The organism is Erwinia sp. MMLR14_017 (genome assembly GCF_033657285.1).
Lineage (GTDB): Bacteria > Pseudomonadota > Gammaproteobacteria > Enterobacterales > Enterobacteriaceae > Erwinia.
Genome location: NZ_JAWVWP010000003.1, coordinates 384,928 through 402,780, shown reverse-complemented (window position 1 = coordinate 402,780; position 17,853 = coordinate 384,928). Strand labels below are relative to the sequence as shown.

Annotated in this window: 18 protein-coding genes; 5 read left to right on the top strand and 13 right to left on the bottom strand. The window is 55.7% G+C overall.

The features are described from left to right. Nucleotides 1–160: 160 nt before the first annotated feature. The 4 genes from SD961_RS07315 (at nucleotide 161) to SD961_RS07300 (ending at nucleotide 5,112) form a co-directional block, all read left to right on the top strand. Nucleotides 161–1,603: an amidase gene (locus tag SD961_RS07315; protein WP_318789723.1), complete on the top strand. Its 1,443-nt coding sequence runs from the start codon at nucleotides 161–163 to the stop codon at nucleotides 1,601–1,603. Between the two features lie 48 nt (nucleotides 1,604–1,651). Next, nucleotides 1,652–2,935 (top strand): purine-cytosine permease family protein, encoded by a 1,284-nt coding sequence (locus tag SD961_RS07310; protein ID WP_412916662.1) that lies wholly within the window; start codon nucleotides 1,652–1,654, stop codon nucleotides 2,933–2,935. After that, nucleotides 2,932–3,627, top strand: coding sequence for a cysteine hydrolase family protein (locus SD961_RS07305; RefSeq protein WP_412916658.1), 696 nt, complete (start codon nucleotides 2,932–2,934; stop codon nucleotides 3,625–3,627). The genes SD961_RS07310 and SD961_RS07305 overlap by 4 nt, the downstream gene beginning before the upstream one ends. A 168-nt stretch (nucleotides 3,628–3,795) precedes the next feature. Next, nucleotides 3,796–5,112: a hypothetical protein gene (locus tag SD961_RS07300; protein ID WP_318789721.1), complete on the top strand. Its 1,317-nt coding sequence runs from the start codon at nucleotides 3,796–3,798 to the stop codon at nucleotides 5,110–5,112. 75 nt (nucleotides 5,113–5,187) lie between these two features. Here SD961_RS07300 and rpoS read toward each other — a convergent pair whose 3' ends face one another. The 13 genes from rpoS to cysG all read right to left on the bottom strand — a co-directional run bounded on the left by rpoS (nucleotide 5,188) and on the right by cysG (nucleotide 16,576). Beyond that, the gene (gene rpoS, locus SD961_RS07295; protein ID WP_306210976.1) at nucleotides 5,188–6,180 is read right to left on the bottom strand and encodes an RNA polymerase sigma factor RpoS; all 993 of its coding nucleotides are present in this window, start codon (nucleotides 6,178–6,180) and stop codon (nucleotides 5,188–5,190) included. A 50-nt stretch (nucleotides 6,181–6,230) separates the two neighbouring features. After that, nucleotides 6,231–7,379, bottom strand: a complete 1,149-nt coding sequence (gene nlpD / locus SD961_RS07290) for a murein hydrolase activator NlpD (RefSeq protein WP_318789720.1) — start codon at nucleotides 7,377–7,379, stop codon at nucleotides 6,231–6,233. A gap of 142 nt (nucleotides 7,380–7,521) precedes the next feature. Continuing rightward, entirely contained in the window at nucleotides 7,522–8,148 is a 627-nt protein-coding gene (locus SD961_RS07285; RefSeq protein WP_306210972.1) for a protein-L-isoaspartate(D-aspartate) O-methyltransferase, read from the bottom strand. Next, on the bottom strand, nucleotides 8,142–8,903 hold the full coding sequence (surE, locus tag SD961_RS07280) for a 5'/3'-nucleotidase SurE (protein WP_318789719.1): 762 nt from the start codon (nucleotides 8,901–8,903) through the stop codon (nucleotides 8,142–8,144). The genes SD961_RS07285 and surE overlap by 7 nt, the downstream gene beginning before the upstream one ends. Then, a complete protein-coding gene (gene truD, locus SD961_RS07275) occupies nucleotides 8,884–9,930 on the bottom strand; it encodes a tRNA pseudouridine(13) synthase TruD (RefSeq protein WP_318789718.1) in 1,047 nt (348 codons plus the stop codon). The genes surE and truD overlap by 20 nt, the downstream gene beginning before the upstream one ends. Further along, nucleotides 9,930–10,409 (bottom strand): 2-C-methyl-D-erythritol 2,4-cyclodiphosphate synthase, encoded by a 480-nt coding sequence (ispF, locus tag SD961_RS07270; RefSeq protein WP_318789778.1) that lies wholly within the window; start codon nucleotides 10,407–10,409, stop codon nucleotides 9,930–9,932. The genes truD and ispF overlap by 1 nt, the downstream gene beginning before the upstream one ends. After that, nucleotides 10,409–11,125, bottom strand: a complete 717-nt coding sequence (ispD, locus tag SD961_RS07265) for a 2-C-methyl-D-erythritol 4-phosphate cytidylyltransferase (protein ID WP_318789717.1) — start codon at nucleotides 11,123–11,125, stop codon at nucleotides 10,409–10,411. Before ispD ends, ispF begins: the two co-directional genes overlap by 1 nt. Before the next feature lie 3 nt (nucleotides 11,126–11,128). Further along, entirely contained in the window at nucleotides 11,129–11,449 is a 321-nt protein-coding gene (ftsB, locus tag SD961_RS07260) for a cell division protein FtsB (protein WP_318789716.1), read from the bottom strand. 203 nt (nucleotides 11,450–11,652) lie between these two features. Continuing rightward, the gene (locus tag SD961_RS07255) at nucleotides 11,653–11,973 is read right to left on the bottom strand and encodes a DUF3561 family protein (protein WP_318789715.1); all 321 of its coding nucleotides are present in this window, start codon (nucleotides 11,971–11,973) and stop codon (nucleotides 11,653–11,655) included. Nucleotides 11,974–12,197: 224 nt separating this feature from the next. Continuing rightward, complete coding sequence (gene cysC, locus SD961_RS07250) at nucleotides 12,198–12,806, bottom strand: adenylyl-sulfate kinase (RefSeq protein ID WP_318789714.1); 609 nt, start codon at nucleotides 12,804–12,806, stop codon at nucleotides 12,198–12,200. Further along, a complete protein-coding gene (gene cysN, locus SD961_RS07245; protein WP_318789713.1) occupies nucleotides 12,806–14,233 on the bottom strand; it encodes a sulfate adenylyltransferase subunit CysN in 1,428 nt (475 codons plus the stop codon). Before cysN ends, cysC begins: the two co-directional genes overlap by 1 nt. A gap of 9 nt (nucleotides 14,234–14,242) precedes the next feature. Beyond that, the gene (cysD, locus tag SD961_RS07240) at nucleotides 14,243–15,151 is read right to left on the bottom strand and encodes a sulfate adenylyltransferase subunit CysD (RefSeq protein ID WP_306210956.1); all 909 of its coding nucleotides are present in this window, start codon (nucleotides 15,149–15,151) and stop codon (nucleotides 14,243–14,245) included. A 9-nt stretch (nucleotides 15,152–15,160) separates the two neighbouring features. After that, nucleotides 15,161–16,576 (bottom strand): siroheme synthase CysG, encoded by a 1,416-nt coding sequence (gene cysG, locus SD961_RS07235; protein WP_318789777.1) that lies wholly within the window; start codon nucleotides 16,574–16,576, stop codon nucleotides 15,161–15,163. 255 nt (nucleotides 16,577–16,831) lie between these two features. Between cysG and SD961_RS07230 the strand changes: the two genes are divergently transcribed. After that, the gene (locus SD961_RS07230) at nucleotides 16,832–17,848 is read left to right on the top strand and encodes an aminopeptidase (RefSeq protein ID WP_318789712.1); all 1,017 of its coding nucleotides are present in this window, start codon (nucleotides 16,832–16,834) and stop codon (nucleotides 17,846–17,848) included. The last annotated feature ends 5 nt before the right edge of the window (nucleotides 17,849–17,853 follow it).

Genomic DNA, 17,853 nt, shown 5'->3' with positions numbered 1-17,853 from the left:
TTTTACTCTGATGCGACGAATACCAGCCTGTATACAAGCTGTCACAGGCCGATCGTTTTTTTAAGCCTGTCGTCTCAATTCTGGCCTGCAATATGCATTGCTATCTGAACGCTAGCACTAGTCAGCCCGCATCACGCACGCTTACAGAGAGGAATATGGCTTGAATAATGATGAGATCCTGAATCTTGACGCCGTTTCACTGGCGGCGCTGATCCGCGATAAATCCCTTTCGCCGGTAGAGGTGACGCGGGCTTCTTTGCAGCGCATGGCGCTACTGGAACCAGAGCTTCATGCTTTTTGCACGCCTGTGCCCGATCGGGCGATGCAGCAGGCACGGGAGATTGAACGAAAGATCATGCTGGGAGACGATCCCGGCCCGCTGGCTGGTGTGCCGGTCGCCATTAAAGATCTGATTGCAACGGCCGGGATTAAAACCGTCTCGGGTTCCTGGATATATGAAAACTTTATTCCTGAGGAAGATGACATCACCGTTGAGCGGCTTAAGGCGGCGGGGGCGATCATTCTGGGGAAAACCAACGCGCCGGAGTTTGGCTACAGCGGCACGGGACACAACCCGATTTTCCCTACGACCCGCAATCCGTGGAACTTGGCCCTGACGCCCGGCGGCTCCAGTGCCGGTTCAGCGGCTGCGCTGGCTGCCAGGATCTGCCCGCTGGCGCTGGGGAGCGACGGCGGCGGCTCTGTCCGCATCCCCGCCGCACACTGCGGACTGTTTGGCATGAAAGCCTCAATGGGGCGCGTGCCGCTCTATCCCGGCTGCCGCGATGAACGGTATCCCGGTATCTCAAGCTGGGAATCCCTTGAACATATCGGCCCGATGACGCGCACGGTTGCGGATGCGGCAATGATGCTGTCAGTGATTGCAGGCCCCGATCCGCGCGATCGCCATTCGATTCCCACCAGTGATATTGACTGGCTTCTTGCCGCAAAAGGCAGCCTGAAGGGGCTGCGTATTGCCTACAGCGCAGACTGGGGATATGCAGCAGTCGATCCTGAAGTGCGTGAAATCGTGGGCAAGGCGGTACGCGTATTTGAACAGGAGTTGGGCTGTGTGGTGGAAGAAGCGCATCCCGGCTTCGGCGATCCTCAGGAGACCTTTGCGGCTCTGGTGGCGCAGGAAACCGATCTCTCCGGCATGCGTAAGTTGATGGAAAGCTATGGCGAGCGCATGTCGCCCCATCTGGTCACCATGCTGAAAAAAGAGTGGACCGCAGAGATCTTCACTGACGCCAATATGCAGCGCAAAGCGGTCACCAATAAGATGTGGCGCTTTATGCAGCGCTACGATCTGCTGCTGACCCCGACGCTTGCTACGCCGCCCTTCCCCGTTGATATCGAAGGCCCTGAGATTATTGAAGGACGCAAAGTCACCCCTGCCGAATGGCTCGCTTTTGTGTTCCCGATCAATCTGACCGGCCAGCCTGCGGCTTCCATTCCTGCCGGATTTACCGCAGAAGGGCTGCCGGTAGGCCTGCAAATTGTTGGCCGCCATCTGGATGATGCTTTGGTACTGCGCGCCAGTGCTGCGTTCGAAAAAGCGTGCGGCTGGCAGCATCGGTTGCCGCCGATCCTCTCCCGCTAACCCTTTACTGACCTCTACCGGAAAAACATTATGAGCCAGAAAACATCGCTGCTTTCACCAACCCCGCCGGGGTTAGAGCAAGAGTTTGAAAATGAAGCTGTGCCGCTTTCGCATCGTCATTCAACCCGCTCGGTCTCCGCCGTCTGGTTTGGTTTCCCGATGATCCTGACCAATGCCGTTTTCGGTGGGATCATCGCCTATAACCTGGGATTCTGGCGTTCAATCCTCGCCATTCTGGCAGGCAACCTGGTACTGTTTGCTTACGTCGGCGCACTAAGCTATCTGGCCGGAAATACCGGGCTGAACTTTGCTATGCAGGCGCGGAAAACGTTCGGTAACCGGGGCTATATCATTGCCTCTGCGTTTCTCTCTACCGTGGTCATCGGCTGGTATGCCTTTCAGACTGGCCTCACCGGCACCATTGTTAACGCCACTTTCGGCTGGAATACCACCTGGGTGATTGTCCTGGCGACGGTGCTTTATACCGGCGTTACGTTCCTCGGCGTCCGTGCGCTCTCTGTGATTGGCATGATTGCTGCCCCGATGTTTGTGATCCTGGGCCTGGTGGCTCTCTATTTTGTCGCACAGCAGAGCGATCTCAGTGAGATTTCAGCTTATCAGGGCATGCACGGCGGCATCAGCATGGGCATCGCCATGACAATGGTGATTGCTGGTTTTGCTGACTCGGGCACCATGACAGCGGATTTCACGCGCTGGTCCCGACAGGGAAAATCTGCGGTGATAGCCACCTTTTCAGCCTTTCCGCTGGCGAACGTTGTTTCACTGCTTTCTGGCGTGGTAATCGTCTCTGCAGGCGCTGGCATCAACCCGGCGCAAAACGGCGGCGATTTCCTGCATCTGCTGACCGGGCACAGCGCCCTGCTTAATCTGCTGGCGCTGCTGTTTGTCTTTATCAATCTGGGATCCGTTTGTACGCATTGTCTCTATAACGGCGCGGTTGGCTACAGTCATCTCTTTAAAAGCAAAATGCGTTTATGGACGGTGATCCTTGGCCTGACGGGCGGACTGTTAGCCGTGGCTGGCGTATGGAGCTATTTCCTCAACTGGCTCAGCCTGCTGGGCGTCGCCGTGCCGCCGATTGGGGCAGTGATGATTGTCGACCTGCTGATAATGGGCCATATCGTCAGCTCACGACCAGAACGCGCCTGGCGCGCAAGCGCTTTTATCGGCTGGGCCTTCGGCACCCTGTGTGCCGGCATCGCGCATATCTGGTTCCCGGATGCCGGAGAAGCGCTGATTGGCATGCTGGCAGGCGGCGCTGCCTATGGCGTTATTCAGTCACAGATAGCAAAAAAATGGGTGGCGGCATGAAGAGCCTGGAAGAACGTTTTGTCCCGGCTGCTCCGTATCACTGGCCCTGGAATGGCCGACTCTCCACAGATAATAGCTCGCTTATTGTCATTGATATGCAGACGGATTTTTGCGGCAAAGGGGGATATGTGGACACGATGGGCTATGACATCAGCTTAACGCGTGCCCCCATCGCCCCGATCCGCGAACTCCTTTACGCCATGCGTTCAAAGGGGTATACCATTATTCACACCCGGGAAGGCCACCGGCCTGACCTGGCCGACCTGCCAGCCAATAAGCGCTGGCGTTCGCGACAAAAAGGGGCGGGAATTGGCGACCCCGGACCGTGCGGGAAGATCCTGATCCGTGGCGAACCTGGCTGGGAGATCATTCCTGAGCTACAGCCGACAGAAGGCGAAATAGTGATCGACAAGCCGGGTAAAGGATCGTTTTATGCCACCGATCTTGAACTGATCCTGCGCACGCGGGGGATCCAAAACCTGCTGCTTACCGGCATCACCACCGATGTCTGTGTTCACACTACCCTGCGGGAAGCCAACGACCGCGGATTTGAATGCTTACTGGTCGCCGACTGCTGCGCCGCCACCGATCCCGCTAACCACACCGCGGCACTGGAGATGGTCAAAATGCAGGGCGGCGTGTTTGGCGCAGTAGCCAGTTCTGCTGATGTGATGGCGGTAATAACGGCTTAGTTTCTCCTGGCTGGTGCGGCGCGCCCGCCAGGATCGTTTCTCCCTGGTGCTGGTTGATGGAACTATCCTCTCCTCTTCTCCACGTAACGACTGAGATGAAACGTTTAGTAGCATTTTGCAACCTGACGTTTCGTTGATGTTCTTTAACCTGGTCCAGTGGAGATTGTCATGAATATGAGAGTAAATCCCGGTGGGATGATGAATCAAGCGCCAGACGGTATGCTGGCATCACGCTTCGGCCTGAAGCTGGAGGGCAAAAACGGTGAAGCTGGTTTTGGCCCCGCTTCCGGCAAATCTAACCTTTTGCAATATGGCGGCAACTCCGGCGCCACCAGTGAGAAATCGTCTGTTTCTTCGCTGATAGCCGATTATAAAACGCTGCTCGATTCGCTGATCAAGCAGGGCCAGGACGAGCTTAAAAAGCTCAAGGATGAACTGGCGCAGCAGCAATCTCAGACTGGTACAGAAAACTCGCCCGCTGCGACGGATAACAGCAGTAATCAGATGTCGCAGTTGCAGATGCTGCTCGACAGCCTGATGAAGTTCCTCAAAGAGAGTCAGCAGAGTCAACAGGGCCAGCAGCCTGCAGCTAACAGCACCTCTACCGATGCTCAGTTAGCTACGATGATGACGCAACTCAAAGATCTCCTCTCCACTATTGGCGAAACCTCTGCCAGTGCTCCCGTTTCGACCGGCAGCGAAAATACCGGCCCGGCGATGCCAAAGGATGAGAAAGATACCAGTGTCCCGCCCTCCACCGACACCCTGTTTAAAAACATGGATGGCGACAACCGTTCCGCCGATCAGATCATCAATGACAATCCGGTGCTGAAGAATCTGGGCAATCAGAAAGATATCAAGCAGGAAGATCTCAAGAAGCAATTTGGCGACTGGACCGCCAACAACCCGGATGAGAAAAGCCGGGCGCTGGCGGCCAAAAACATGTCTTACTTCCTGAATAACGTCAAAGCGCTGAATAACCGCGAAGGTGGCGATCGTGGTGATGTTCATACTAACGGGAAAATAGAGGGGCTGACTAAAAGTGGCGACGCCCGCCACGGTACCGAAGCCGCTATCGTTAAGGATGTGGCGGAACAGGGACTGGACAAAATGTTTCCCAAGGATGGGAAACTGACGCAAACCAACGATGAAATGGTAAACCTGAACGGCACTACCAAGAGTGGCTTTCAGGGCCTCTGTCTGAAGCTGGGACGCGCATTCGCCTTTATTCCGGGCCTGAGCAATTTCCTGACCGGTATGGGCAGGTCAGAAAGCACCAATCCGTGGGAAGTACTCAAAGGAGGTGTTGTCGGTGCGGCGAAAACGGCCTTTGATGCGCTGAAAGGCGTGGTGGAAGGATTAGGTAAAGGCAGATTTAACCCGATACAGATGCTGATAAGCGCTTACAAGGGGGCTGTAAGCAACACCTACGTTATGCAGGATGCCAAGTCAGATGTGAAGGATAAGGTAAAAGAAAGCGTCTGAGCAGCCGGTTCAGGCAATAAAAAAGCGGTGGTTTTCACCACCGCTTTTCGCATTTACATCCTGAAGTGCCTGCGCTTATTCGCGGAACAAGGCTTCAATATTCAGTCCCTGCGCCTGCAAAATTTCACGCAGACGACGCAGACCTTCAACCTGAATCTGACGAACACGTTCGCGGGTCAGACCAATTTCGCGACCCACATCTTCCAACGTTGCCGCTTCATAGCCTAACAGGCCGAAACGACGTGCCAGCACTTCACGCTGTTTGGCGTTCAGTTCGAACAACCATTTAACGATGCTCTGCTTCATGTCATCGTCCTGGGTGGTATCTTCCGGGCCGTTCTCTTTCTCATCGGCCAGGATGTCCAGCAGCGCTTTTTCAGAATCACCGCCTAGTGGCGTGTCGACTGATGTAATGCGTTCGTTGAGGCGCAGCATGCGGCTGACATCATCAACAGGTTTATCAAGCTGTTCGGCGATTTCTTCTGCGCTTGGTTCGTGATCTAATTTGTGGGTCAGTTCACGAGCAGTACGCAGATAGACGTTCAGCTCTTTAACGATATGGATTGGCAAACGAATAGTACGGGTTTGGTTCATGATAGCCCGTTCAATTGTCTGACGAATCCACCAGGTAGCGTAAGTAGAGAAGCGGAATCCTCTTTCAGGATCGAACTTCTCTACCGCGCGGATTAACCCCAGGTTACCTTCCTCAATCAGATCCAGCAAAGCAAGACCACGATTGCTGTAACGGCGGGCAATCTTCACTACCAGACGTAAGTTACTTTCAATCATACGGCGACGAGAGGGAACATCACCACGCAGAGCACGACGCGCGAAGAAAACTTCTTCTTCAGCCGTCAACAGCGGAGAATAACCGATCTCCCCCAGATAGAGCTGCGTCGCGTCCAATACTCGTTGCGTAGCGCCTTGTGACAACAGCTCATCTTCAGCTATTTCGTTATCAGCAGGTTCATTTCCGACAAGAGCCTTCTCATCAAAAACTTCAGCTCCGTTTTCGTCGAATTCCGCATCTTCATGTAACTCATTAACTTTCAGCGTATTCTGGCTCATAAGCGGCTCCTACCCGTGATCCAAGGGCAGAACACCAAGGTTCTGCCGGACTATCGCTGCGGTAAATAACGCAGCGGGTTTACGGATTTCCCCTTGTAACGAATTTCAAAATGCAATCTAACCGAACTTGTGCCGGTACTACCCATGGTGGCAATCTTCTGACCCGCTTTCACTTCTTGTTGCTCGCGGACCAGCATCGTATCGTTATGGGCGTATGCACTCAGGTAGTCATCATTATGTTTGATGATAATCAAGTTACCGTAACCGCGAAGCGCATTCCCTGCATATACCACTCGCCCTGAGGCGGTTGAGATGACAGGCTGTCCTCGCGATCCCGCGATATCGATGCCTTTGTTGCCCCCTTCGGAAGCAGAGAAGTTATCGATAATCTTACCGTCTGTCGGCCAACGCCAGTTACCCACGGGGGTAGTGCTGTTAGTTGTGCTGCTGACGGTCGGAGCAGTAACCGGTGCTGTTGTCGTTGCAACAGTATTTTTACCGGATGAAGGTAACATTTTGCCTTCACTTGGTTTACCTGAATCCTCAGAATACGTAATAACAGGCTGCTGTGCAACCGCTCCGCCTTTGATTTGTGGCGCAGAGGGTTGAACTGCTACACCTCCAGCATTGGCATCGGCAGCGGTAATTGCATTGCCGCCGGTCAGGGTACCACCGGAGCTGTTACTAACCTGCAACTGCTGGCCCACATTGAGACTGTAAGGCGCGGAGACGTTATTTCGCTGGGCTAAATCACGGAAATCGTTGCCGGTAATCCAGGCAATATAGAACAGCGTATCGCCTCGTTTAACGGTATATGTCTCTCCGCTATAGCTACCTTTAGGAATATTCCCATACGAGCGGTTATAGACAATATGACCATCCTGGGTCACCACGTTCTCATTTGCGGGAGCTGAAGCTGCGTTTGAGGAGGTAGAGATGTTCTGCGGAGCGCTTACCACGCCGCTGGAGTTTGCCGAGATAGAAGCAGGAGGGGCGATATAACCACCGTTGCCGCCAGCGTCGCTGTTGCCGCTGTTAGCGTTACCGGAAGCGCCGCTGAGCATACCGCCGCTATTGCCTCCGCCAACGGAGCTGATAGGAGCCTGTGTGTTATCGCTGGAACACCCAGCCATCCAAAAACCAACAAGTGAAACGGCCGCAATTCGGCATAACTTAAATACTGGGCTTCCTGTGCTCATTTAACTCCCCCATAACGGCAAAACTGTGACCACTGCGGCAGCCTGTAAGCGCACAACCGCAGTAATAAATCGTGAAATGAATAAGATACTAACAATATCGCTGAGCAGGCGCCATTTACAGATGTGTGTAATTGCTAACGTCTCAGGCGAGATCGCCCCTCACCAGCGGAACAAAACGCACCGGCTCTACGGTATCAACAATAAACTCACCGCCCTTGCGCCGGATACGTTTTAATTCCTGATGCTCTTCGCCCACGGGCAGCACTAAAATCCCCCCTTCATCAAGCTGAGACATCAGCTCAACCGGGATCTCAGGCGGTGCCGCGGTAACGATGATCGCATCAAAAGGTCCACGGGAGGGCCAGCCCTGCCAGCCGTCGCCGTGGCGCGTGGAGACGTTATGCAAATCAAGCTGTTTTAAACGACGCTTGGCCTGCCACTGTAACCCTTTGATCCGTTCAACGGAGTAAACATGTTCAACAAGATGCGCCAGAATCGCGGTCTGATAACCGGAGCCGGTGCCAATTTCAAGGACGCGTGAACCCGGACTCAGCTCCAGCAGCGAGGTCATTTTCGCAACCATATAGGGCTGAGATATGGTCTGCCCGGAACCAATAGGCAGCGCCATATTTTCCCAGGCCTTGTGTTCGAACGCTTCATCGACAAAACGTTCGCGCGGAACATCCTCAATCGCTTTCAGCAACCGTTCATCGTCAATGCCCTGCTGGCGCAGCTGCGCCAGTAGCGTATCAATTCGGCGGATCACCATTCGTTGCTGACCTCGACACTTTCAAGCCAGGACGCCACTTTCTCCTGCGCGGCATGGGCAGTGAGATCGACGTGTAGCGCAGTAACGGAAACATACCCCTGATCCACGGCCGCAAAGTCCGTATCCGGGCCGGCATCCAGCTTCTGGCCCGGCGGACCGATCCAGTACATCATGTTGCCACGCGGGTCCTGCTGCGGGATCACCTGGTCGCTGGGGTGACGGCTACCACAGCGAGTCACGCGGATCCCCTTTATCTCTGCAAGCGGTAAATCCGGAACGTTAATATTCAGGATGCGACCGGTTCGCAGCGGCGTGCGCATCAGCGCACGCAAGATTGAACAGGTCACTGCGGCTGCCGTATCGTAATGCTTATAGCCGTCAAGTGAGACCGCCAGCGCAGGTAATCCCAGGTGACGTCCTTCCATCGCGGCGGCTACGGTGCCTGAATAGATGACGTCATCGCCCAGATTCGGCCCCGCATTAATGCCGGAAACCACAATGTCAGGTTTGGGCTGCATCAGCGAATTAACGCCGAGATAAACGCAGTCCGTTGGCGTGCCCATCTGCACGGCAATATCACCGTTAGCATGGGTGAAGGTGCGTAACGGTGTTTCCAGTGACAGAGAATTAGAGGCACCACTGCGGTTGCGATCGGGCGCGACTACCTGCACCTCGGCAAACTCACGCAGCGCGGCAGCCAGCGTCTGAATGCCTGGCGCATGGATGCCGTCATCGTTACTCAGCAATATTCGCATCTTCACCTTCTTGTTCGATAATTTCACGCGCCAGTGCGGTGGCAAAACTGCCTGCCGGTAGCCAGAAATTCAGTTCGACGGTGACGTCATCCCACCAGCTCCAGCGCAGGTCACGCGGTTTTACCAACAGGGCGCGACGAGCAGCCTCAACGCGCTCACGCTCAAGCAGTGTAATCAATTCTGTCTCCGCTGCCAGGCTTTGTTGCTCAAAAGCGAGCGCGCTGTGCAGGGTGCCCCAGGCGCCACTGCCGGGGAGCGGCGCGGTAACACGCAGTTCATCGCTCTCTACCCGCGCCTGCAACGTTGCCAGCTCAGCTTCCTCTGCAACAAACCAGCTTCCACGTCCGGTAAGCTGTAACGCATCGCCTGCCATCACGCTGGCGAAGGTTCCCTGCGCCAGCCTTTCGCTAGCCACCTGATTGAACATTGCGCTGCGGGCAGCTGAAAGCAGGAAGCTGCGTTTATTGCGTTCTTTAACGCGGATCTCGTTTGCCGCCCAGCGGCGAGCCATCAGCAAATTGTTGCCGTTGTGGCCAAACCGCTGTTCGCCGAAGTAATTTGGCACGCCAGCTTGAGCGATCAGCCCCAGACGTTGCTCAACCGCATCACGATCTGAGATTTGCCGTAATACCAGGGTAAAGGCATTTCCCTGCAGGGCACCCGTACGCAGTTTACGACGATGGCGGGCACTTTCCAGTACCTCGCACCCTTCCAGCTGAAATGCAGATAAATCTGGCGTCTCTTTGCCGGGAATACGCAGGCAAAACCACTGTTCGGTTACCGCATGTCGGTCTTTCATCCCGGCAAAACTGACGTCCCGGGGATGGATACCGGCAAATTTTGCCAGCGCTTCCGCCACGAAGCGGGTATTGCAGCCGTTTTTACGCATGCGTACCAGTACCTGCTCGCCCTCTCCATCCGGGCGGTAGCCCAGATCTTCAATCACGACAAAATCTTCCGGGTTGGCTTTCAGCACCCCTGTAGCGGTGGGTTTTCCGTGCAGCCAGCTCAGCTCGTCAACGGCCATTACGCTTCCGCCTTGAGGATCAGCGCCACGGCTTCACAGGCGATACCTTCACCCCGGCCGGTAAAACCCAGTTTCTCGGTAGTGGTCGCCTTGACGTTGACATCATCCATATGGATACCGAGGTCCTCAGCAATATTGATACGCATCTGAGGAATATGCGGCAGCATTTTTGGGGCCTGCGCGATAATGGTGACGTCAATGTTTCCCAGGCGATAGCCCTTTTTCTGCACCTGGCGCCAGGCTTCACGCAGCAGTTCACGGCTGTCCGCGCCTTTATAGGCGGCATCGGTATCCGGGAACAGCTTCCCAATATCTCCGAGCGCGGCCGCACCAAGCAGCGCATCCGTCAGCGCATGCAGCGCCACGTCACCATCGGAGTGGGCAAGCAACCCTTTTTCATAAGGAATACGCACGCCGCCAATAATAAGCGGGCCTTCGCCGCCAAACGCGTGAACATCAAAACCGTGGCCGATACGCATCATGCGCTCTCCTTATTAATTGATTGGGTCAGGTAAAACGCGGCCAGCGCCAAATCTTCCGGCCTGGTGACTTTGATATTGTCGCTGCGGCCGATAACCAGCTCCGGGTGATAACCACAATACTCCAGCGCCGACGCCTCGTCAGTGATCGTCGCCCCTTCCTGCAATGCGCGGGTCAGGCACTCGCGCAACAGCGCCAGTGGAAAAAGCTGTGGCGTCAGGGCGTGCCATAGCGCTTCGCGATCGACAGTATGGGCAATCGCCTCTTTGCCTGGCTCTGCCCGCTTCATGGTATCGCGAACCGGTGCGGCCAGGATCCCCCCGACTTTACTGGTCGCCATAATGGCGAGCAGACGGCTGAGATCGTCAGGATGCAGGCAAGGCCGTGCAGCGTCATGCACCAGCACCCAGTGCGCAGAAGAGACTACGTTCAGACCGGCAAGCACGGAGTCCGCACGCTCTTTCCCGCCCAGTACCACCGAGATACGTGCGTCGCTGGCAATGGGCAGGGCGGAAAACCAGAGATCGTCCGGGCTGATGACGACAATAATGCGGCTGACCGCCGGATGAATCAGCAGACTCTCCAGCGCATGCTCAAGCAGCGTTTTACCGCCGAGCTTCAGGTATTGTTTGGGACATTCTGATTGCATCCGGCTGCCGATACCGGCAGCCGGGACCACAGCGACAAGCGCCGGAAAGGAGTCTGCGATATTCATGAGTTATCGTTGCTGACTGGAAGATGCACCCTGCTGCGCGTTTCGTTTATTTTGATCCGGCACAAGGCGATAGAAAGTCTCACCGGGTTTGATCATCCCCAGCTCGTTACGTGCGCGTTCCTCAATTGCTTCAGAACCGCCGTTAAGGTCGTCGATTTCTGCAAACAGCTGATCGTTTCGCGCTTTTAGCTTCGCGTTGCCGCCTTGTTGCACCGCAACATCGTCTTTAACGCGCGTATAGTCATGTATGCCGTTCTTGCCCAGCCAGAGCGAATATTGCAGCCAGCCCAGTAAAACAAGTAACAGCAGCGTAAGTTTTCCCATCCCCGCCCCCTGAAAAACGGCTCAATCATCCCATAACTTTTCATCCGACTCCACTCTACCGGTGATTTAACCCTGTATTGGTGAAATGGTGAGCGTTCTTCACCCGAATCACGGGTTTGCAGGCAACATTTTCTCCCGGAAGCAGGGATTCAGAGAGTAAATCTGCCAGACCAGCAGCCAACAGAGTGGAGAGAGCGGTCAGGTTACCATCCGCTCAGTAGCGTAAACAGCAACCAGAAAAGAAAGATAACCAGTAGCGTGGTCAGCAATATGGTCCAGAGCAGCTGGCCGCGCAGGATCACGCTGCTGGCGATGCCAACCAGCACGGAAACGGGCAGCATTGCCAGAAAGAAGGGCCACGTATAGAGAAAGAAAAACAGTGTAGAGGAGCCGTACAGCATGAAAGGGATCGCCAGAGCGAGCCAGTAGGCGGCAAAGCCGACTACTCCACCAGGAAAAGACCAGGAGGGCTCTTCCCTGTCGCGATCTTCTTTACGGGCAAGCAAGGGCGTAACATTATGCATAAGTATCCTGTGGACGCAAAAATCGGCGCGCTCTGAGGCGTTTTTGCCGAGGCTATCTCAGGAGGGGATCATAGCGTGACATCGCTGCAGATCTACACTTGAACCCGCAATATTGTTACCAATTGTTGGTACAACGCTGCCGTTAACAGCCTTCAGGCGTGCCGGCCACCCTCTGGCTTAACGATTACTTCAGCTGCCGGAAATAGCGCTTTCTGCTCTGGCGATTATGCTGGCAGGTGTTGCTGCTGGCGAAGCAGCGCCACAATCTGAGAAACCAGCACCGGCACCGGCTGCGCACCATCAAGATGCAGTTCCGCCTGTTCAGGCGCTTCATAGACGGCATCAATACCGGTGAAATTACGCAACTCACCGGCACGCGCCTTCTTGTATAACCCTTTCGGGTCACGGGCTTCACAGATCGCCAGCGGCGTATCCACAAATACTTCGATAAAACGCCCTTCACCCAGCATATCCCGCACCATCTGGCGTTCAGCACGATGCGGAGAGATAAAGGCGGTGAGCACCACCAGTCCGGCATCAACCATCAGTTTGGCGACTTCGCCCACCCGACGGATATTCTCTTTGCGATCCTCATCGCTGAACCCCAGATCGCGGCAGAGTCCATGGCGGACATTATCGCCATCAAGGAGATAGGTACTGGCCCCAAGCTGATGCAGCGCCTGTTCCAGCGCGCCAGCCACGGTAGATTTCCCCGATCCCGAAAGGCCGGTAAACCACAGCACCGCGCCCTGATGGCCGTGCTGCCGCTCACGCTCCGCACGCGTTACCGCGTGCGAATGCCAGATAACATTTTCGTCGTGTTCAGCGGCCATTACTGGCCGCCCAGCAGATCGCGTGCGTTCCAGTGCGGGAAGTGACGGCGAACCAGCGCGTTCAGCTCCAGCTCAAACGCGCTGAAGTTGCCCTGCTCCTGCACCACATCCTGCAACGGTTCGCGGATCATCCCTGCGCCCACCGTGACGTTGCTCAGGCGATCGATAAAGATCATGCCGCCCGTCACCGGGTTAGCCTGATAATTGTCGAGCACCAGCGGTTCATCAAAGGTCATTTCGACCAGGCCGATGCCATTCAGCGGCAGGCTTTCGACGTCATGCTGCGCCAGGCTGTTGATCTCAACCTGATATTTAATCTTCTCAATGCGGGCGCGGGTTTTCTTACCGGCAATTTTGATATCAAAGCTCTGTCCCGGCACCAGCGGCTGCTCGGCCATCCATACCACATCGACAGAGGCGGCCTGCACCGGTTTCAGCGTCTCTTCTGCGGCCACCAGCAGGTCGCCACGGCTGATATCAATCTCATCCTTCAGCACCAGAGTAATCGCTTCGCCCGCCTGCGCTTCCTGCAAATCGCCATCAAAGGTCACAATGCGGGCGATGGAAGATTCCACGCCAGAAGGCAGCGCCTTAACGCGCTGGCCCACTTTCACACTACCGGATGCCAGCGTACCGGCGTAGCCACGGAAATCCAGGTTTGGACGGTTAACGTACTGCACCGGGAAACGCATCGGCTGCTGTTCCACCACGCGCTTCACTTCCACGGTTTCCAGCACGTCCAGCAGCGTCGGGCCGCTGTACCAGCTCATCGCTTCGCTTGGTGAGGCAACGTTTTCCCCTTCCAGCGCAGACATCGGCACAAAGCGAATATCCAGGTCGGCAGGCAGCTGACCGGCAAAGTCCAGGTAATCCTGTTTGATCTGTTCAAAGGTGGCTTCACGGTACTCCACCAGATCCATTTTGTTGATCGCCACAATCAGGTGCTTGATACCCAGCAGCGTGGAGATAAAGCTGTGACGACGGGTCTGATCCAGTACCCCTTTACGTGCATCAATCAGCAGGATCGCCAGGTCGCAGGTTGAAGCACCGGTCGCCATGTTACGGGTGTACTGCTCATGTCCCGGCGTATCGGCAATAATAAACTTACGCTTTTCAGTGGAGAAATAGCGGTAAGCCACATCAATGGTGATGCCCTGCTCACGTTCCGCCTGCAGGCCATCCACCAGCAGCGCCAGGTCGAGCTTTTCGCCCTGCGTACCGTGACGTTTGCTGTCGTTATGCAGTGAAGAGAGTTGGTCTTCATAAATCTGGCGCGTGTCGTGAAGCAGGCGACCAATCAGCGTACTTTTGCCATCATCGACGCTGCCGCAGGTCAGAAAGCGCAGCAGGCTTTTATGTTGCTGAGTGTGCAGCCAGGCTTCCACGCCGCCCTGGTCAGCAATTTGTTGTGCAATGACGTTGTTCATCTCGGCTCCTCAGAAATAACCCTGGCGTTTCTTCAGCTCCATGGAGCCGGACTGGTCGCGGTCAATAACGCGGCCCTGACGTTCGCTGGTGGTGGAGACCAGCATCTCTTCAATGATCCCCGGCAGCGTCTGCGCTTCAGACTCTACCGCGCCGGTCAGCGGCCAGCAGCCGAGGGTGCGAAAACGCACCATACGCTGCTCAATCACTTCGCCAGGTTGCAGGTCGATGCGATCGTCATCAATCATCATCAGCATGCCATCGCGCTCCAGAACCGGACGCGGGGCCGCCAGGTACAACGGAACGATCTCAATATTTTCCAGGAAGATGTACTGCCAGATATCCAGCTCGGTCCAGTTGGAGAGCGGGAACACGCGAATGCTTTCGCCTTTGTTGATCTGGCCATTATAGTTATGCCACAGTTCAGGGCGCTGATTTTTCGGGTCCCAGCGGTGGAAACGGTCGCGGAAGGAGTAAATACGCTCTTTCGCGCGCGACTTCTCTTCATCACGGCGGGCGCCGCCAAAGGCAGCATCAAAACCATATTTGTTCAGCGCCTGCTTCAGGCCTTCGGTTTTCATGATGTCGGTGTGCTTGGCGCTGCCGTGGACGAACGGGTTAATGCCCATCGCCACGCCTTCCGGATTTTTATGCACCAGCAGCTCGGCACCGATGTTTTTCACCGTGCGATCGCGGAACTCGTACATTTCGCGAAATTTCCAGCCGGTATCCACGTGCAGTAACGGGAACGGCAGCGTGCCGGGATAGAACGCCTTGCGCGCCAGGTGCAGCATCACAGAGGAATCCTTGCCAATAGAGTACATCATCACCGGGTTGCCAAACTCTGCCGCCACTTCACGGATGATATGGATACTTTCCGCTTCCAGTTGACGCAGGTGGGTGAGTCGTTTTTGATCCATAACTTTTCCTCAAGCCAAATTCACAACGGGGGACTCGCGTCCGTCCTGCTGCGCTGAATGTTGAAACCATGCCAGCTGTTGGTGCAGGTTAACCACTTCCCCTATCACCAACAGCGCCGGCGTCGGTGCGCGTTGCGCTAATGCGTCTAATTCTTCCAGCGTGCCGATCAGAACCTGTTGATCCTGTCGCGTGCCGCGGCCAATCACTGCCACCGGCGTTTGAGCGTCGCGCCCATGAGCAATAAGTTGTGCGGAGATCTCTGCCGCTTTCAGGGTGCCCATATAGATAGCCAGCGTCTGTCGGGCGCGAGCCAGTGAAGCCCAATCCATGCCCTCGCCGTCGGCACGGCAATGACCGGTAATAAACGTTGCGCTCTGCGCATGGTCGCGGTGGGTCAGCGGGATGCCGGCATAGGCGGTTGCGCCTGCGGCAGCCGTCACGCCCGGCACTACCTGGAAAGGAATGCCCGCTTCCACAGCAGCCTGTAACTCTTCACCGCCCCGGCCAAAGATAAAGGGATCGCCCCCTTTCAGCCGCACCACTCGTTTGCCTTTCTTCGCCAGCTCAACCAGCAGACGGTTAGTCTCTTCCTGCGGCACGCTGTGCGCATTTGCCCGCTTGCCTACGCAGATGCGATCGGCATCGCGGCGCACCAGGTCCAGAATTTCATCACTGACCAGATGGTCATACAGCACCACGTCAGCCTGCTGCATGACCTGAAGACCACGCAGCGTCAACAAGCCCGCATCGCCTGGCCCGGCTCCCACCAGGATGATTTCACCTTCGCTGGCTTCCGGCTCGTCGAGCTGCCGATCCAGCGTGCGCTTCGCCCCTTCGATGTTGCCGGAAGCGACCTGGCTGGCAAACAGCCCGTTAAAGGCGCTCTCCCAGAAACGGCGGCGTTCCGACATCTTGCTGAAGCGCTGCTTTACTTTGTTGCGCCACTCTCCGGCGATTTCCGCCATCTGTCCCAGATTGGCAGGCAGTAAAGCTTCCAGCTTTTCACGCAGCAGCCGGGCCAGCACTGGCGCGGTGCCGCTGGAAGAGATCGCGACCACCAGCGGAGAGCGGTCCACAATTGACGGGAAGATAAAGGAGCATTTGGGCTGATCGTCAACCACATTAGCCAACAGGCGGCGCTCGCTGGCATCGGTGAATACGCGGGCATTCAGCTCGCCATCATCGGTTGCCGCAATCACCAGCCAGGCGTTATCCAGTTGAGAAGGCTGATAGTCTTTGGCTATCCAGCTGACGGCGCCGCTCTTTTCCAGCGCAGTCAGCTCTTCGCACAGCTCACGTGCCGCAATAGTGACGTGAGCGCCCGCGCGACGCAGAAGCTCAATTTTGCGCGCAGCCACGTCACCGCCGCCTACAATCAGCACCGGTTTATTACGGATGTCTGCAAAAATCGGAAGATAGTCCACGTCAGCCTTTTTCATTAATGACATAAAGTTCATGCGACTATACGACCCAGGCTTCAGGCTTATGAAATTACTAATTGGAATGAGTAGTTACTGAATGGAATAACGTTCTGGCAAAGCTCCGCACAAAATGTGCTTAACGGATGATATTTAGGGCATTTAAGAGAGAATGAAATTGTGCAAAGCGCATCACACTTTCATACTACCCTGGTAAAAAAACTCGCAGGATCGTCACCGGATGACGACTAAGGATCTGACATGTTTTCCCGACTCTGCCTGGGTGCGCTGACCGCGCTGCTCAGTTGCGGTGCTGTTTTCCCCTTATCGGCTGCGCAGCCGGATGGCCAGTTCGCTGAGCAACAGTTGCGCCATATCGCCACCTACTTCCCTGGCCGGATGGCGGGCAGCCCGGCAGAGATGCTGACGGCAGACTACCTTCAGCGCCAGTTCACGGAAATGGGCTATGAAAGTAACAAGCGTACCTTCACCGCTCGCTATCAATACCGTACGCAGGATGGACACATCACGCCGCATAACGTAACCGCCACCTCCGTGATTGCCGCTAAAGCGGGCGATGTTCCCCAGCAGATTATGATTGTGACTCACGCGGATACTTATCTGCCATCCAGCGACAGCGACCGGCAACATAATCTGGGTGGGTTAACCCTTCAGGGCGCGGACGATAATGCCTCCGGACTTGGCGTGATGCTGGAACTGGCGCAAAAGCTCAGTAAAGTGCCGCTACATTACAGCCTGCGCTTTGTCGCCCTCAGCGCTGAAGAGCTGGGACAGCGCGGTGAAGAGGATTACCTCGCCCGGATGAAACCAGAAGAGAAGAAGAACACGTTGCTGGTGATAAGCCTGGACAGCCTGATTGTTGGCGATAAACTCTACTTTGACAGCGGCAGCAACACGCCGGAAGCGGTCGCCCGGCAAACGCGGGACAGGGCGCTGGCAATTGCCCGCCTGCATGGGCTGGCTGCGGCAACAAACGGCAAGGCGGTGAAGGATCTTCCCGCAGAAGATCTGTTTGATAAAGCCGGTTTCCCTCTGCTCAGCCTCCGCGCCACCAACTGGGATTTGGGCAAACATGACGGCAAGCAACAGCGAACCGCCAGCCGCCATTTCCCACAAGGCACCACCATGCATCAGGCATCTCTCGATAACCTGGCCTTTCTTGATCGCTGGTTGCCAGGCCGGATGACGCAACGTACACGCACCGCTGTTAAGATCCTCCTGCCGCTGATTACCGAGCTGGCAAATCCTAAAACCTGATCCAG